Origin of the sequence: Rheinheimera sp. MM224, from assembly GCF_947090785.1 — a bacterium.
GTDB lineage: Bacteria > Pseudomonadota > Gammaproteobacteria > Enterobacterales > Alteromonadaceae > Pararheinheimera.
Genome location: NZ_OX352320.1, coordinates 3116066 through 3132109, shown reverse-complemented (window position 1 = coordinate 3132109; position 16044 = coordinate 3116066). Strand labels below are relative to the sequence as shown.

The following is a 16044-nucleotide window of genomic DNA, read 5'->3' as shown; positions in this document are numbered from 1 at the left end:
TAAAGCACTGGTTGTGCCAAATTGATATAAATCAACAAAAACAGTGGTTTATCAATTTTTCATCCTTGGCGGGGCAGCTGGTAAACTGTAGAACTTACCCGTTGCTGGTAATTTTTACATGCTTGTGTGCAAGGCATTACACATGAAGAAAATAAAAAAGCCGGGGCATTTTGTGCCCCGGCCTTGTGTCACTCTGAATTAACTTAGAAATCCAGTTTTAACGTCACAGTCGCAGTGCGTTCAGCACCTAAGTAATAAGCGCCTTCCTGGCCACCTGCTAAGTAATCTTCGTCGTTCAGGTTGTTCAGCACTAATGAAAGATCTATGCCTTTAAACATGTCTTTAGAGGATAAATCTTTGCTATAGCCGACATAGAAATCCATCACAGTAGAAGCTGGGATTTCATCTTTATTGCCACCTAAAGCAGCGCCAAAGTATGTGTCAGTGCGTTTGGCGGTTAATCCTGCACGGTAAGCGTCACCCTGATAACGCAGTGACAAGCTCAGCATGGTTTCTGGTGAACCCGCTACTTTGTTGCCTTCGAAAATAGCAGCAGGGTTTATGGCTGGCTTTCCGTCCGGGCCTAATACTACATTGCCATCTTCATCCAGTACTTGAGAGTTAATGGTCTGGCTGTACTCAGCGTTATTGCTGGTAAAGGCACTGTAGATGCTCCAACCTTGCATAAATTCCCAGTTTAAGCTGGCTTCTAAACCGTTCGACTCAATACCACCTACGTTGACATAAGTACCATCTAACTCGTTCAGGTAATCCGGGCCACCACCATTCGCGCCAGGCTGCAGGAAGGTGATACGGTTATCAAACTGCACGTCGTAATAGGTGAAAGACAGGCTTAAGTCATCGCCAAAATAACGTAAACCTAAGTCGATGTTTTCCGCAGTTTCAGCTTCCAGTGAGCCAAAATCCTGATCAGTTTCTAAAATCGCATCACTGATGGCTTTGAAGTTTTCAGCGTAACCACCAAATACTTCGTAGCTTTCGTTTAAGCGATAGACAAAACCCAGGCTTGGTAATAAATCTGAATCACTGTCGAGTTTGCCTTCGTTACCTGCAACTATATTGTCTTTGCGGCTTACATCCACATAAAACTGTTTCACGCCTACAGTGACTGTTAAGTCGTTCCAGTTGATTTGATCCTGCAGGTAAATTTTCTGTGTGTCAGTTTCATAACTACGATCGTAATGCACCCAGTACGGCTGATTGTCGAAATAGTGGTACTGTTTTGGGTCAATCACGTTGTGCCAGTCGCGGCTTTCGTCACGGTCTTGCTGTTCCAGCCAGGCACCTAAACGCAGCTCATGGTTATCCAGGCTCCACTTCAATTCAGAAGTCAGACCGTAACGGTCTTTTTCGTAATGAGTATGGCGGTATGAGGATACGCGGGTAGCACCTGTTAAATCAGCATTTGGATCCAGAATGGGTTGACCTGCTGCATTTACATACTGATAAGGCGTTAATTTGCCATTGCCTGTACCACGGCTTACGCGGTTACCGGCAGCATCTTCCACATAGACCTGATACGGAGGCATCCAGTCACCACGGCCTGATTGCATATGGACATAAGGCGTCACAGTCAGATTCAGGCTGTCGGATAAATCTGTATCAATTTTCACATAGGTGAAGCTGTTTTCACGTAAGGTCGACCAAACTTCAGCAAAGTTCTGATCGATATCCGGGTTACCTGTCCATACGTTGGTCAGACGATCCCACTCCGGGTTTTCGAAAAATTGAGCTAAAGAGACGGTGTTGTAGTTGTCTTCTTCAGCGTCATCGTAAGAAAAACGTGCGGTAATAGTGGTGTTTTCCAGTTCAGTGACAGTTTTCACTTCACCGTGCAGTCGGTCAGTAAAACCATTGCTGCCTGAACCTATCCATCTGTTGTTAAAGCTGTCTGACAAGCTGAAATAGGCTGTGGTATTGCCACCAATCTGGCCTGTGTCAAAACGGGTGTAATAACGGCGTGCATTGTGATCGCCGCCTGTCACACCGACTGACAGGTTTTCTTCGGCCAGCGGGTTATTAGACACAAAGTTTAAGGTACCGCCCAGCGCATCTAAAGAAGCGGAGGCGATATCCGATGTGCCCTGGCCCACTTCTACATAAGCGGTGTTTTCTGTGTCCAGGTAACGGTTAGCTTTACTGCCACCGCCATAACCAGAGCCACCATTAGGTAAACCGTCTACGGTAATACCCAGTTGCTGCTCGTTCAGGTTGACGTTAAAACCGCGCATGGAGATGGTTGTTGACCAGTCGTCACCACCAAAAGCGTCGCCTTGGCCTACGCTAATACCAGGTAACTGGCTGACTAAATCCAGCACGTTGCCTATTGGAGCTTTGGTATTTTTAATGGCTTCGTCTGTACTGTTATTGGCATAACTGATGCGTTTGCCGGTAATGGCCAACACTTCGACTTCCTGCTCTTCAGCTGCAGCAACTGCGGCTTCTTCTGCGACAACGGATGCCGATAAACCTAAGGCTGAACTCACTGCCAAAGCGAGCAGATGTTTGTGATGTAATGCCACGTGGAACTCCATTTTGTTGTTTGAATTGAAGAAAACGCCATTATTCTGGAGAGGTCTGATGACATTGCAGTGAAAGGTCGATGACAAAATGAAGTAATTCAGATGTAAGTTTTATGAAAACAGGATTGTCTGATTTATGGCCTGAACAAAGAAAAAACTGGAGTTTGAACAGGAGTTTAGCCTATGCTGAAGTTCGGTTGTAGAAGGTGAGTTCGATGCAACAACTGCTGTATCTGGGAATGATCTGTGTTGCCTTCATGGCTGCTCCTGCAAAGGCGCAGCAGCTGCAGCTTTTAGTCGGAGTGGAAAAACCTCCTTATATAAAAATGGCGACTCAAACCGGCTACGAACTGGAATTACTCAGTGCCGTGGTTAAACGTATGGGTTTTGACAGCCAGTTTATTCATGTACCCAACGGCAGGTTGTTCACCTTATTTCAGGACGGTCAGGCCGATTTAGTGTCCTTGCAGCGCAGCACTCCACAGGGCTTTTTTGCCACCCAGTCCTATATCAGTTACCAGAATATTTTGATTGTCCGCAAAGATCTGCATAAAGAGTTATTAAGCTTGAGTGATCTGATAGGCCTTCGTGTGATGGCCTTTCAAAATGCCCGCCAGTTTTTACCGCCGGATTATGTAGAAGCAACCACGAAAACCGCCAGTTATCTGGAAGTGGTCGATCAACATCAACTGCCGGCTTTGTTATTAAAAAATCGGGTAGATGTGCTGGTGATGGACAGAAATATCTTCTTGCATTACTACCGCCAAACCGCCCCCAACGACGATAGTTTAAAGATCCTGAATTTCTTTCAGGTGAATCACTACCATATGTTAGCCCGCACACCAGAAGTCGCGGAGCGCTTTAACCAGGCACTGGCTGAGGTAAAACAGTCAGAGTTATTTAGCCAACTGCAGCTAAAGTACTTTGCGGAGTTGAATCAGTAGGGGAAAAGCTCAAACTGAGTCACCTCTAGAGCTTTATAGATTCCTCTTTAACACATGGGCTTGAGTAAAAAATCCATTTATAAGTGTGCAGCCTGTGTGGGTTTTGTCGGTCATCATGTTCGCTATTTCAAAAAAACATATTGAAATAGAGGTACATAGGCGCTAGTTTGGTACCAATAAAAATTATAAGACATGGCAGAGAAATTCTCGTTTCGCGGGCTAAAGCCTTTATCAAATTGTGTGATCTAAGGAGGGATAACGCATTGATTCCACAATCCTGTATTTTGATTGAAACAAAAAAATTCCCGATTCTCGAAGGAGAAGACGAGGAAATCACGAATGAGCGAATGTATGGCAAGGCTCTCTGCCAATATTTGGAAACTGAACTTCCTCAAGTAGGGATCAGCGTTCCGTCCTTCTGTAATGAAGATTGGGGCTGGTGGTTGGAGGTTGTGCACAATAACTTCAAAATGGCATTGTGTATTTATTCAGATACTAACGCTCCCGGACATCCCGATAGGTACGTGCTGATGCCTTCTATACGAAAGAGCACTAAGTGGTCTTGGACTAAATTAAGAAATATTGATTTATCGAAAGATATCCTGAACGTTATTGATATCCTTGAGCATGTACTGATAAGTGACGGAGATATTCCCGTTGTCACGCGGCACGATGAGTTTCCGTTTTAAGTCTTCTTCGTGTGACCCAGCAACTGGTTCAAATCGCTCGTTCCAATTGCCGGGATGGGCTAAAGCCCTTCCTTAACCATATTAAATGAACGGAAGGATTTCTCGATGGATTCACTGAGTAGAGCATTGGTCATTGCAATTCAATATTTGGGAAGCGATAGAAACGCTGCAGAGTTCACTGAAGACGATGATTTAAAAATTGTTGAAGAGGTGGCATCTATTATCCAAAGCGCTTCAGTGGATGAAAAGGCTGCGTTAGTTAAAGCGGCTAAAGCGTTGGGATTGACTGGCTGGGCGGAGCAAATTGGTATTTCATTGATCAACTAAGCGGAATCTCCGGTGACAGGTCTTGCACCTTTGGAGCTGCCCTAAATTTGCACGAACAGAAGTAGTACTTGATTCATTGAATCGCAGTTGTAGCATTTAATAAAAGGTAATCATTAATGAAGAAAATATTTAGCCCTCTGATGTTACTCACTTTTTTAGCCATCTCTGGTTGTGCGCGAATGGTCGCGTGGGAAACACCTTATGACAAAGAAAGCGCGTGGGATAAAGTGGGCGGTTATAGTGACAAACAGATTGGAGAGGGCAAATTTGAACTGACCTATAAAGGAAATAGCGTTACTTCGATAGAGAAGATTGACCAGTATTGGCATCGCAGAGCGAAAGAGTTATGCAATGGAGAATACACTTTTGAAAAAAATAACAATATGACGAATAAGGATAGTGCGGTTATGGCAGGGTCAACATACACCCCGATATCTTTAAGCATCCCGGTCGTCGCTGGCATTGTCACCTGTAAAACTAACTCAGAGTAGATTTACTACTGGTACTGAGAAACTTCGGTGACAAGTCTTCCATCTTGCCATTGTGATTTTGAAAGCAACACATTGTATTCATATCGTCCAAGTGTTCCGCACAACAGACAATGCTTTCGAAATCGCTATACCAGCCTTGGCTTTGGGGCTAATCTTGCCGAAAAATTTCGAGGTAATACGCGTTCTCCAAGGTCAGCACCTTGTGGGAAAAAATAATCTTGATAGATACCAGGAGGCATCCATGTACCGCCAAACGCTCACCTTACTTTTTACTCTGAGTTTGCTCGCAGCCTGCGATAAAGCAGCTCAGACGCCTTCAGCAGCTCTGACTGAAAACACCACAGCGCCGAACTCTGCGGTGATCGAGAAGAGGGCCGCGGACGCTTGGCTTGGCAAGTGGACAGGCCCTGAAGGCACCCATCTTGAGATTTTGCAAGAGGGCGATAAGTATAAAGTTGCGATCCGCGATCTCGATGCTGTCCGTATCTTTGATGCTGTCAGTACCCAAAGCGGACTCAGCTTCGAACGTGACGGCATTACGGAAAGCATAACGCCGGGATCTGGACCAGATACAGGTATGAAGTGGTTGATGGACAAGTCAAACTGCCTGGTCGTTAAGGTTGGAGAAGGCTATTGTCGCGGCTGATAAGAATCTGTTGTCAGGTGCTAGCCAGCGCTACTAAGTTGTTTTAATGAAGTCGATGAGTTTTCATAGTGTTGATGGCCAGCTATTCTGACTAGAGTTACAGCCCTGATTATTCACCATCACGGATTATTTGTATGACTGAAAACAAAACTAAAGCAACAGACGCCAGTGTCGGTGATTACATAGCTTCAAGAGCCCAAGCGCAACAAGGCAACGATTGTCATGCTTTGATGGCTTTGCTTGAAAAACTGACAGGGCAGTCTGCAAAAATGTGGGGGCCGAGCATAGTGGGTTATGGCTCCTACAGCTATACCTACGACAGTGGGCGCAGCGGAGAAGCGCCTTTGACTGGATTCGCCATTCGTGGCCGGGATCTGGTGCTCTATCTGTCGGTGGATAGTGAGGAACAACAAGCTTTATTGACCAGACTGGGCAAGCACAAAATGGGTAAGTCTTGCCTGTACTTTAAGCAGTTGGCTGATCTTGATAGCTTTGTGCTGGAACAACTGATTGCCGGTTCAATCACTGAGTTAAGGCAGCGCTACGGCTAGATAATCTTCGCGGCGATTGCACCCTACAGCAGTCATTAAAAAGGACCCGAAGGTCCTTTCTAAATAAATCCACATCAATACTTAGCAGGTTGAGCCGGCTTGGGTAAAGTGGCTTTGATAAAGTCACGTAAGTCCTGGTTCGACTGACGTAAGTCGTCGTAACGCAGGTACATCATATGACCGCTGCGATAGCCTTTAAAGCTTAATCTGTCTTTCATTTTGCCACTTGGGTCCAACTGCCACATATTGTATTTTGCATCAAAATAGTTGGTGGCGCCGTCGTAGTAACCCGATTGAGTCATCACATGCAGGTAGGGGTTTTGAGCCATGGCCTGACGCAGGTTTTCGCCTGTATTGTCATTGCTTCTGTCCCACGGGTGCACATTACCGAACATATTGTATTTCACGTCGGTTTTGTAATTCAGCTCGTTTTTCAGGTAGTTATTAATAGCTGGAGTAAAAGAGTGCAGCCATGAGGTCAGCTCAGCGTTGTAATCCGGCTCTGAGCCAGCATCTTTTTTGTCGATACCCAAATAACGTGAGTCTAAACGGCCGACGGTCTGGCCGCGTTCACGCAGCAATTCTTTCCAGAAAAAGTCGGTATTAATATCCAGGTTATTTTGCAGCACAGCTTTGACAGATAAACCTGAATATTTCGCCACTTGCTCTGCAATTTGTTGTTTTTCAGCTTGTGGTAAAGAGTTACCTTTGGCTAAAGCAGGTAAGTAAGTGTTGAGCGTAAACTCTTCTACTTCCGGCAGATAGTCGGTTAAATCTTTTTGCTGTAAATCGCTACTCAGCGCCTTATGATACCAGGCTGTGGCGGCAAAGTACGGCAGGCGGTTAGCAACATCAACAGGACCATCACGTTTAATACCTATTTCAGTAGGGGACACCAGCACTACGCCGTTTAAGTACATCCACTGTTGGTTTTGCAGCGCTAAAGCTAAACCCGATACCCGTGTTGTGCCATAGCTTTCGCCTATCAGGTACTTAGGTGATTCCCATCTGTTGTAGCGACTGACAAAGGTATTAACCCACTCGGCCAGGTATTTGATATCCGCATTGACACCAAAAAACATTTTTTGTTGCTGATCCTGGCTTGGCATTTTGCCGTCTTTACCAGGTAATACTCGGGAATAGGCTGTATTCACAGGGTTTACAAAGACGATATCTGCCGTATCCAGCACTGAATATGGGTTTTGTTTTACGCCATAAGGTTGTAGTGGGTAACCTTCGCTATCTACATTCAGCGCTTTAGGGCCGGTGTAAGCAATTTGCATCCAGACTGAAGCAGAACCCGGGCCGCCGTTAAAGGAAATCAGCAGAGGGCGGCTTTTTCTGTCTTTGACATCCTGACGTTCGTAATAAGTATAAAAAATAGCGGCTGTAGGTTCGCCTTGTTCATTCCATACGGGCTGAGTGCCGGTGTAGGCTTTGTAACTGAAGTCATTATCCAGCACTGTGGTTTCATGTTCTGTCACAACTACTGAATCGGCGTCTATTTGTACTGTAGTGTTTTTTGCGGCTTTGGCGTCTTCGGCCTGAACTGCAAGGCTTAAACTCGTTGCACTCAGGCACAAGCTGAGCAACAGAAGTGGACTGATTTTCATAGATTTCCTGATCATAGTCTTGTTGTTTTAGTTCAGCCTATTGTTTAACTCACAAGTAGCAAAATAACCACCAGGCTTGAGACTAATAACAAAGATTCAGGTTAAAAGGAAAGACGGCTTTGTCTGTTGCTCCGCACTTCTTGCCTAAAAGTCCATTTGAGTAGTGCGACTCATGCAGGTGCTGTAATCTGCTTTTATACTGCGTTTGATAATGTGTAGAGGAGTGAAGTGTGAGCAATTTAATCGAGCAGCAACTTGAACAGCTAAAAGCCCAACTTATGCCTCATATGCCAGCCTTTGGCAGCATGGACAGCATTATTCCGGATCTGGTTTTGTACCGCAGTGAAGTGACCACTGAGATCACCCCCGTTATTTATGAACCTTCTTTATGCATTATGCTGCAGGGCGAAAAAGAGGTTTATCTTAGCAATGACCGAATTGTGTATGACCCCTTAAGTTACTTGCTGGTGCCAGTGACAGTGCCTGCCAGTGGTAAAGTGACCCAAGCCAGTCCAAAAACGCCTTATCTTGCGCTTCGATTAACCATAGATTTAAAAGAGCTGGCTGATTTAGTCATTGATTTGGGTGGCAGAGTTGAGCGTAGCAAGGAGCAGGTGAAGGCCATATCTGTTGGACGGGTGGATGAGGGATTGTTGTCCGCTATAGCCCGTCTGTTGCAGTTGCTGGATAAACCTTCCGATATACCAGTGCTCTATCCACTTCTCAAACGTGAAACTTTATACCGCTTATTATTGGGCGATTTAGGCAGCCAATTACGTGATTTTATGCTGCTGGACAGTCAGGGCCATCGTATTAGTAAGGTCATTGAAGTACTGCGGAAAAAGTACAATGAACCGCTGCGGATTAAAGATTTGGCCGACGAAGTGCATTTAAGTGAGTCGGCTTTATTTCAGGCTTTTAAAGCGGTGACAGGTATGTCCCCTTTGCAGTATCAGAAGAAATTACGGCTCAATGAAGCGCGCCGTATAATGCTGCATGAAGGTATAGAAGCGGCTACTGCCAGTTATAAAGTGGGTTATGAAAGCCCATCGCAGTTTAGCCGTGAGTACAGCCGTTTATTTGGCGCCCCACCTAAAGCTGATATAGAAAGAGTGCGTTTGCAGGGCAGCTAATAATGGGTCAGAGCCTTGGCTCTGACCCGAATTAGGTTATTGCTGTAACCACATTCTGGCGCTGCGGGCCGGAATAGTGATGTTTAACCACTGCGTATTCACCTGAAAGCTATTACCACTGATCACATCGGTGTAATTCACATACCAGTTCAGCTCATTAGCGTAGGTATCCACCCAAAAGTTTTGTGGCGTGTCGCATTTGTTAATACCCACTACACCTTTTTTGTCGCGTTTAAACAACAAAATACACTGATTGCTGCCGAGCACCTGCATACCGCTGCCTTGTGTACTGTTATGAAAACGTATCATGTTTTTAATATCAGCTCTTTTATAAAAATCCTGCCAGCGATAGCCATCTAAATTGGCCGTTTCACCGTGATCTGAATAAATCATCGGTGTACCGCCGTTTCGACCCAGAATATAAGCGTGTGCCAGAGTTTCGTCTGTGCTGTTCATGATCTGATAACGGAAACCATCGTTGGTTGGAATATCGTGGGTGATGGCGAAGGTTACTGCCTTGTTCCAGGCCAAGGCCTGACCATAAGCACCAGGGTCGACCAGTACATTCATTGAACCGCCAAAACTAAAGGCGTTGCGGATAGATGCAAACAGCGGGAAGTCGTACGCGCTGTGGCTGGTATTATCCAGGTAAGGCTTTAAAAACAGCTCATACTCTTGATTACCTGAACCGCCGGAGGTAATGACTTCACCAAATACATGCATGCCGCTAATTAAAGCCGGAGTGAAAACGGCGTTGATATGGGCATTGCTCATATGTTTGACCGCATCGACCCGGAAGCCTTTAATTCCCATATTCTTTAATGCCTGCAAATAGGCTTGCTGCTGGCTGACGACCCAGTTGTTGTTATCCAGATCTGGCAAGCCTGTGTCACCACCACCGCCACAAAGCCGGTAATACTGCACTTGCCAGACATCCAGATAATTACTGATACAACCCGGTGCGTGGAAGTCTGAACCGGACAGGAAGTTTTGTGTTAAATCGCCATACAGCTTCTGGTTATTGGCATAAGTCCAATTCGCCTGATAACTATTGAGTACTGCGGTGCCTGGGTAATTTAAGTCACTACGTTGTGCACTTTCATTGGCCATGTGATTCAGCACCACATCGGCGTATACCTCAATGCCTTTGCTGGTCATGGTTTGGATCAAGCTTTGCAGCTGTTGTTTGTTGCCGCGTGGATGGTCTATTAAGCGTAAATCCTGTGGCTGATAACGAGCCCACCATTGTTCGCCACTGGATTTCATTGGCGGGGCTATCAACACTTTTTTATAACCGGCCTGCTGAATTTCAGTAGCTTTGGCGGTGATTTCGCTGTAGTTCCAGTTAAAGGCATGCAAAATTACATCGGCATAAGCCGGGCTTGCTGATAGCAGGCTGGCGCCCACCAACAGTGTCTGTAGTGATAATTTCATTCGTTTTACCCTGTCATTGTCGTCATTTTTATAGTCATGCTCATCCTGGCAAAAGCACTCCTGGAAAAAGAGTTGGCGCTGTTGTCAGGTTGGCTGCTTTGTTGTGTACACCGGTGACTTATAAAAGTTATGAGTAGTAGTTGTTTTTGTAAATGAAATAACCGCATTGTTTACAAAATGCATACGTATTCAGTGGGAAATGTTGCCAGATGGAGGGTTTTTATCAGAACAAAGCAACAGGACAATTTTTAAACGGAACTTTGTTAATCTTTGTAATTCAGATCAATAAAATGCAACACTGCTGTGCCATAATCGCCATCACAAAAAGCTGACGTCAGCTTTATTACTGCGCTTTTGCTGCAGTTTTACCCCTTTTGCATCAGGTGTTGAACATCCATGTTTAAATCTACCACTATAAGTCTGCGTTTGATTCTGGCTTTTGCCGTTCCATTGCTGTTGTTAGTCATTTTGGGCAGCCAAAGTTACTTTTCAGTGCGGGCTATGCACCAGCATATCGACACCTTGTATGATGACCGTATAGTACCTTTAACCGAACTGAAACTGATTGCCGACGCTTATGCGGTGAATGTGATCGACGCAGTGAACAAGGCCAATGCCGGTGTATTTACTGCCGAACAGGCCGTACAGGAACTGGAAAAAGCCCAACAGATCATTAAAGAGCAGTGGGCGATTTACCAGTCCCATTCGATGCAGGCCGACGAGCAGCAACTGATCAGCCAAACCCAGCAATTGTTTAGCGCTGCCGACCAGCAGATTATTGCCGCCATTGAACTGATTTCATCTAAACAAGGTTTGGTGGTGCGGCAACTGGATAGTATGGATGGGCCTTTGTATCAGACCATAGATCCTATCAGTAACCAGATTTCAGCCTTAATTCAGCACCAGTTGGATCAATCCGCAGTGATAGACAAAGAAGCTTCTGCTTTGTATGACTCAGAAGTGTGGGGCATCTGGATTATTACTCTGCTGGCTTTTGCCGGTAGTGCGATAGCGGGTTACATAGTGACTCAGCGTATTTTGCGTCAGTTAGGTGCAGAACCTTTGTATGCGGTTGAACTGGTAAAAGAAATTGCAGCAGGGCGTTTGGATCTAAACATTAATTTACAAAAAGCCGATGAACAAAGTTTATTGTTTTCGTTAAAACAAATGGTTGATCAGCTGATTAGTGTTTTAAAACAAGTGCAACAGGCGGGCTATTTAGTCAATCAGAACTCGGTAGCCCTGGAGCAAAACAGCCATCAGGCATCAGCTCAGCTGACCCAACAAAAAAATGAAGTGATGTCGGTCAGTGCGGCAATGAACGAAATGACTACGACTGTGGCTTCGGTTGCTCAAAATGCCCGTCAGGCCTCGCTGAAAGCCGAATTTGCCAGTCAGGAAAGTGTCAGCAGCGGCAAGGTGATGGGCCAGGCACTGAGTGCTATGCATCAGCTACAGCAAAATATTCTACATTCCACTCAAACCGTGCAAAGCCTGTCGGCTGAAAGTAAGCAAATCAGTCAGGTGATTGAAGTGATCCGTGGTATTGCCGATCAAACCAACTTATTAGCACTTAATGCTGCTATTGAAGCGGCCAGAGCAGGCGAACAAGGCCGTGGTTTTGCCGTGGTAGCGGATGAAGTTCGTACCCTGGCCAGCCGCACTCAACAATCAACTCAGGCTATTCAGCAAATTATCGGCACCTTGTTAAGTGGTGTGGATATATCACTGCAGTCGATGGAAAAAAGCCGTGATGAAGTGCAACAGGTCGTGGAATTGGTCAATCAGTCCAGCGACAGGTTGCAGCAAATTAACCAAAGCGCACATTTGGTCTGGGATATGAGTTCAGAAATAGCCAGCGCCGCAGAGCAGCAAAGTGTGGTGGCTGAAGATATTAATAAAAATGTCAGCTTTATTCACTCTGGCGCAGAGCAAAGCTCAGCGGCTGCAGCGACTGTATTGGCGTCAGCAGAACAGCTGCAGCAGCTGTCGGTGCAGCTGAAACAGCAAATCGCATATTTCCGTTTACCTGCTTAATCGCTTTGCGGAATAAGCTTTTAATTTGACGGTACTAAACGCCATTGATCTAACCAGCTCCAGACTTGTTGTTGCTGTTGCTGGTTAAATTCGTGGCGTGCTTCACTCCAAATCTCAGTGCGCAGTGCTGATTCTGCGCCAAACGCCTTCCAGACTTTTTTCAGTTGTTGTTGACCTTGGATAACCCCTTGCACTGGCATCAACGGGTCTTGTCCACCATTGATTAAATACAAAGCTTTAGGCGCCATTAAACTGACCTGATCCGGTATATCCAACTGACGGGCCAAGCCGGGATGCAACATATAAAAGGACGATTGGCCTTTGGTTAAATTGGCATAGGGTTGTAACAGCTGCTGATAGGTATTAAACCAGCAAATAGCTGCAGCGGCCTGAATATGCTCAGACAGCGCTGCCACTTGCCAGGCGCGGTAAGCACCCATCGAAAAACCTATGGCGGCAATTTTTCCTTTGGGTACATCAGGTCGTTCTGCTAAAAACTTCGCTAATTGCATATCTTCATAGGCCGATAAACCAGAAAGCGAATGGCCTGTTGCCAGCAGATTAGCGGCCAGCTGTTGTTGCTGTTCGTACTGAATGGGCCCACGTTCACCAAAACCTGAAGTATCAGCGGCCAGTACCAGATAACCCTGTTCTGCCAGCTCATCACCAATAAAACGACCGCCGTAGTATTTATCTACCCAGTCTTTGGCTTCTTTTTTGAATGTTGAATCTGCAAAAGGCCGGATCATTTTTTCTTTACCAATGACAAAATAAGCGCCATGGTCGTGTAGCAATAGCACTGCGGCTTTGATCGGCTGATTTTTTGGGGTGAGCAACAGCGCCTTGCTATGGCTGATTTTGCTTAATGGGATTTGCCACAGCTCTGCCTTGTAGCTACCTCTGTCTTCTTGCCGCAGCAAGGCTGCCGGCGCTAGCGTCGCTGTGGCTGGAGCCAGTAGAGCATCCAGGTAATACTGACGTTGCTGCTGTTGCCATGATGCTGCTGGCTGTTGTTCCTGCCAACTGCCCTTATAAGCGGAAGCCGGTGTTACAGGTAAAGTGGTTGAGGCTTCAGCAAAAAAACAGCCTAAAACCAGCCATAACACTCCACATACTCTGATCATAATGACAAGCTCCTCTGTCTTTGTTCCAGCATAAAGCAAGGCCGGGTAGCGGGCAGAAATTCTTCGAAGAAATTCCATAAACCGTATTTAACAGGTAAATAAACTTCAGCTGCATCCCGTTTGTCGTAAAGGATGCGTTGAGCGAACACTTTTGTTATGCTCGGCAACGAATTTTATTAGTACTCACCCATTTTTCGTTGAGGCAGTAGCAGCAGTGAAGAGGGGAACAACATCCGGGGAACAGGATAGATGAAATACGCATTAAGCGCCGTGGCTTTGGCTTTATTGACAGCCTGTGGCCAACCAAGTGATACCACAAAAACACAAGAAACCGTTATGACAGAAACTCAGGCAGCTCATCCTTTTACTTATCCGGTCACCGCTAAAGGCGACGTGGTAGATACTTATTTTGAAAGCAAAGTGGCAGACCCTTACCGCTGGCTGGAAGATGACCGCAGCGTTGAAACGGGTAACTGGGTGAAAGAACAAAACAAAGTCACTTTTTCTTATCTGGACCAAATTGGTTACCGTGACCAAATCAAACAACGTTTAGAAGCGCTGTGGAACTATGAAAAAGTAGGCGCACCTTTTATTGAAGGTGAATACACCTATTTTTATAAAAACGACGGCTTACAAAACCAGTCTGTGCTTTATCGCAAAAAAGGCGAAGGCGAAGCTGAAGTCTTTTTAGACCCAAATACCTTCAGCAGCGATGCAACCACTTCTTTAGCTGATGTGTCTTTCTCTGACGACGGCAAAACTCTGGCCTATTCCATCTCTGAAGGTGGCAGCGACTGGCGCAAAATTATCATCATCGATGTAGAAACCAAAAAACCTATTGAAGAAACCCTGGTGGACGTCAAGTTCAGCGGTGTGTCGTGGAAAGGCAATGAAGGTTTTTACTACTCAAGTTACGACAAGCCAGAAGGCAGTGAGCTGTCGGCTAAAACCGATCAGCACAAGCTGTATTACCATAAGTTAGGCACTGCACAAAAAGACGATCCAGTGGTGTTTGGTGGTGTTGATGCGGAGAAACACCGTTATGTAGGTGGTGGTGTAACGGATGACGGCAAATACCTGATTGTCTCAGCTGCCAACGCAACTTCAGGCAATAAAGTGTTCTTAAAAGACTTAACCAAAGCCGATAGCGCTTTTGTGACTTTGTATGCTGAAGGCGACGCTGACTTTGAGTTCATCGATAGCCGTGATAATGCTTTGTATTTTGTAACTAACTTAAACGCACCAAATAAAAAGTTAATCAAAATTGATGCAACAGCGCCTGCTGCGGACAAGTGGACAGATGTGATCCCGGAAACGGCGAACGTGCTGGATGTCAGCAAAGGTGCTGGTTTCTTATTCGCCAATTACATGGTGGATGCGATTTCTCAGATCAAACAATACGACTACGAAGGCAAGTTAGTGCGTGATGTGACGCTGCCGGGTTTAGGTACTGTGTCTGGTTTTGGTGGCAAAACCAAAGACACCACCATGTATTACAGCTTCACCAACTACAACACAGCACCTAGTACTTTTGCTTTTGAGCCAAAATCCGGCGAAACCAGCACTTATTACAAAGCTGCAGTTAAGTTTAACAGCGACGATTATCAGTCTGAGCAGGTGTTTTATACCTCTAAAGACGGTACTAAAGTGCCGATGATCATCACTCACAAAAAAGGCATTAAGCTCGATGGTACTAACCCAACCATGCTTTACGGTTACGGTGGTTTTAACGTCAGCCTGACTCCTGCTTTTAGTGTGGCCAACCTGGTGTGGATGGAAATGGGCGGCGTGTACGCTGTGCCTAACCTGCGTGGTGGTGGCGAATATGGTAAAGCCTGGCATGACGCTGGTATTCAGCTGAAAAAACAAAATGTGTTTGATGATTTTATTGCGGCTGGTGAATACCTGATTGCACAGAAATACACCTCAAGCGACAAACTGGCTATTCGTGGTGGCTCTAACGGTGGTTTGTTAGTGGGCGCTGTGATGACCCAAAGACCTGATCTGATGAAAGTGGCTATCCCTCAGGTCGGTGTACTGGATATGTTGCGTTACCACACCTTCACCGCTGGTGCAGGTTGGGCGTACGACTATGGCACTTCTGAGCAAAGCAAAGAGATGTACGACTACATCAAAGGCTACTCACCAGTGCATAACGTCAAAGAAGGTGTGGCTTATCCTGCCACTCTTGTCACTACGGGCGATCACGATGACCGCGTAGTGCCAGCACATTCCTTTAAGTTTGCAGCTGAGCTACAGGCCAAAGCAACAGGTCCTAACCCACAGATGATCCGTATTGAAACCAATGCAGGTCACGGCGCTGGTGTGCCGGTATCCAAGCAAATCGAGTTAGCTGCGGATATCTATGGTTTTACTTTGTTTAATATGGGTGTGAAAGAGTTACCTAAGCAGTAAATACCCTTGGTTCTTGAAGCCGCAGTGTTGTTGACAGCGCTGCTCGCTTTTAGATAGCTTTGTATGTGAGACGGGCAGGGATAAACCCTGCCTTTAC

13 protein-coding genes are annotated in these 16044 nt (G+C 45.8%); 9 read left to right on the top strand and 4 right to left on the bottom strand.

Annotated features, from left to right (window positions below; translation table 11 throughout):
- Positions 1 to 203: 203 nt before the first annotated feature.
- The gene (locus OM978_RS14710; protein ID WP_264342987.1) at positions 204 to 2543 is read right to left on the bottom strand and encodes a TonB-dependent receptor; all 2340 of its coding nucleotides are present in this window, start codon (positions 2541 to 2543) and stop codon (positions 204 to 206) included.
- Positions 2544 to 2758: 215 nt separating this feature from the next.
- Between OM978_RS14710 and OM978_RS14705 the strand changes: the two genes are divergently transcribed.
- From OM978_RS14705 to OM978_RS14680, 6 genes are all read left to right on the top strand, one after another.
- Positions 2759 to 3487, top strand: a complete 729-nt coding sequence (locus OM978_RS14705; protein WP_264342986.1) for a substrate-binding periplasmic protein — start codon at positions 2759 to 2761, stop codon at positions 3485 to 3487.
- Positions 3488 to 3750: 263 nt separating this feature from the next.
- Positions 3751 to 4176 (top strand): hypothetical protein, encoded by a 426-nt coding sequence (locus tag OM978_RS14700; RefSeq protein ID WP_264342985.1) that lies wholly within the window; start codon positions 3751 to 3753, stop codon positions 4174 to 4176.
- Between the two features lie 105 nt (positions 4177 to 4281).
- Entirely contained in the window at positions 4282 to 4503 is a 222-nt protein-coding gene (locus OM978_RS14695) for a hypothetical protein (RefSeq protein ID WP_264342984.1), read from the top strand.
- A gap of 116 nt (positions 4504 to 4619) precedes the next feature.
- Positions 4620 to 4994: a CC0125/CC1285 family lipoprotein gene (locus OM978_RS14690; protein WP_264342983.1), complete on the top strand. Its 375-nt coding sequence runs from the start codon at positions 4620 to 4622 to the stop codon at positions 4992 to 4994.
- A 241-nt stretch (positions 4995 to 5235) separates the two neighbouring features.
- Positions 5236 to 5640: a hypothetical protein gene (locus OM978_RS14685; RefSeq protein ID WP_264342982.1), complete on the top strand. Its 405-nt coding sequence runs from the start codon at positions 5236 to 5238 to the stop codon at positions 5638 to 5640.
- Positions 5641 to 5774: 134 nt separating this feature from the next.
- A complete protein-coding gene (locus OM978_RS14680; RefSeq protein ID WP_264342981.1) occupies positions 5775 to 6191 on the top strand; it encodes a DUF1801 domain-containing protein in 417 nt (138 codons plus the stop codon).
- A gap of 74 nt (positions 6192 to 6265) precedes the next feature.
- On the opposite strand, the gene OM978_RS14675 is transcribed toward OM978_RS14680, so the two are convergent.
- Positions 6266 to 7804: a S10 family peptidase gene (locus tag OM978_RS14675; protein WP_264342980.1), complete on the bottom strand. Its 1539-nt coding sequence runs from the start codon at positions 7802 to 7804 to the stop codon at positions 6266 to 6268.
- Positions 7805 to 8034: 230 nt separating this feature from the next.
- Here OM978_RS14675 and OM978_RS14670 point away from each other — a divergent pair, with 230 nt between their 5' ends.
- Complete coding sequence (locus OM978_RS14670) at positions 8035 to 8937, top strand: AraC family transcriptional regulator (protein WP_264342979.1); 903 nt, start codon at positions 8035 to 8037, stop codon at positions 8935 to 8937.
- Positions 8938 to 8973: 36 nt separating this feature from the next.
- Here OM978_RS14670 and OM978_RS14665 read toward each other — a convergent pair whose 3' ends face one another.
- Positions 8974 to 10371: an alpha-amylase family protein gene (locus OM978_RS14665; RefSeq protein WP_264342978.1), complete on the bottom strand. Its 1398-nt coding sequence runs from the start codon at positions 10369 to 10371 to the stop codon at positions 8974 to 8976.
- Positions 10372 to 10767: 396 nt separating this feature from the next.
- On the opposite strand from OM978_RS14665, the gene OM978_RS14660 reads away from it, so the two are divergent.
- Positions 10768 to 12408 carry a methyl-accepting chemotaxis protein gene (locus OM978_RS14660; protein ID WP_264342976.1) on the top strand — a complete coding sequence of 547 codons (1641 nt, stop codon included), beginning with the start codon at positions 10768 to 10770 and terminating at the stop codon, positions 12406 to 12408.
- Positions 12409 to 12428: 20 nt separating this feature from the next.
- Here OM978_RS14660 and OM978_RS14655 read toward each other — a convergent pair whose 3' ends face one another.
- Complete coding sequence (locus OM978_RS14655; protein WP_264342975.1) at positions 12429 to 13532, bottom strand: dienelactone hydrolase family protein; 1104 nt, start codon at positions 13530 to 13532, stop codon at positions 12429 to 12431.
- 249 nt (positions 13533 to 13781) lie between these two features.
- Here OM978_RS14655 and OM978_RS14650 point away from each other — a divergent pair, with 249 nt between their 5' ends.
- Positions 13782 to 15947, top strand: a complete 2166-nt coding sequence (locus OM978_RS14650; protein ID WP_264342974.1) for a prolyl oligopeptidase family serine peptidase — start codon at positions 13782 to 13784, stop codon at positions 15945 to 15947.
- The last annotated feature ends 97 nt before the right edge of the window (positions 15948 to 16044 follow it).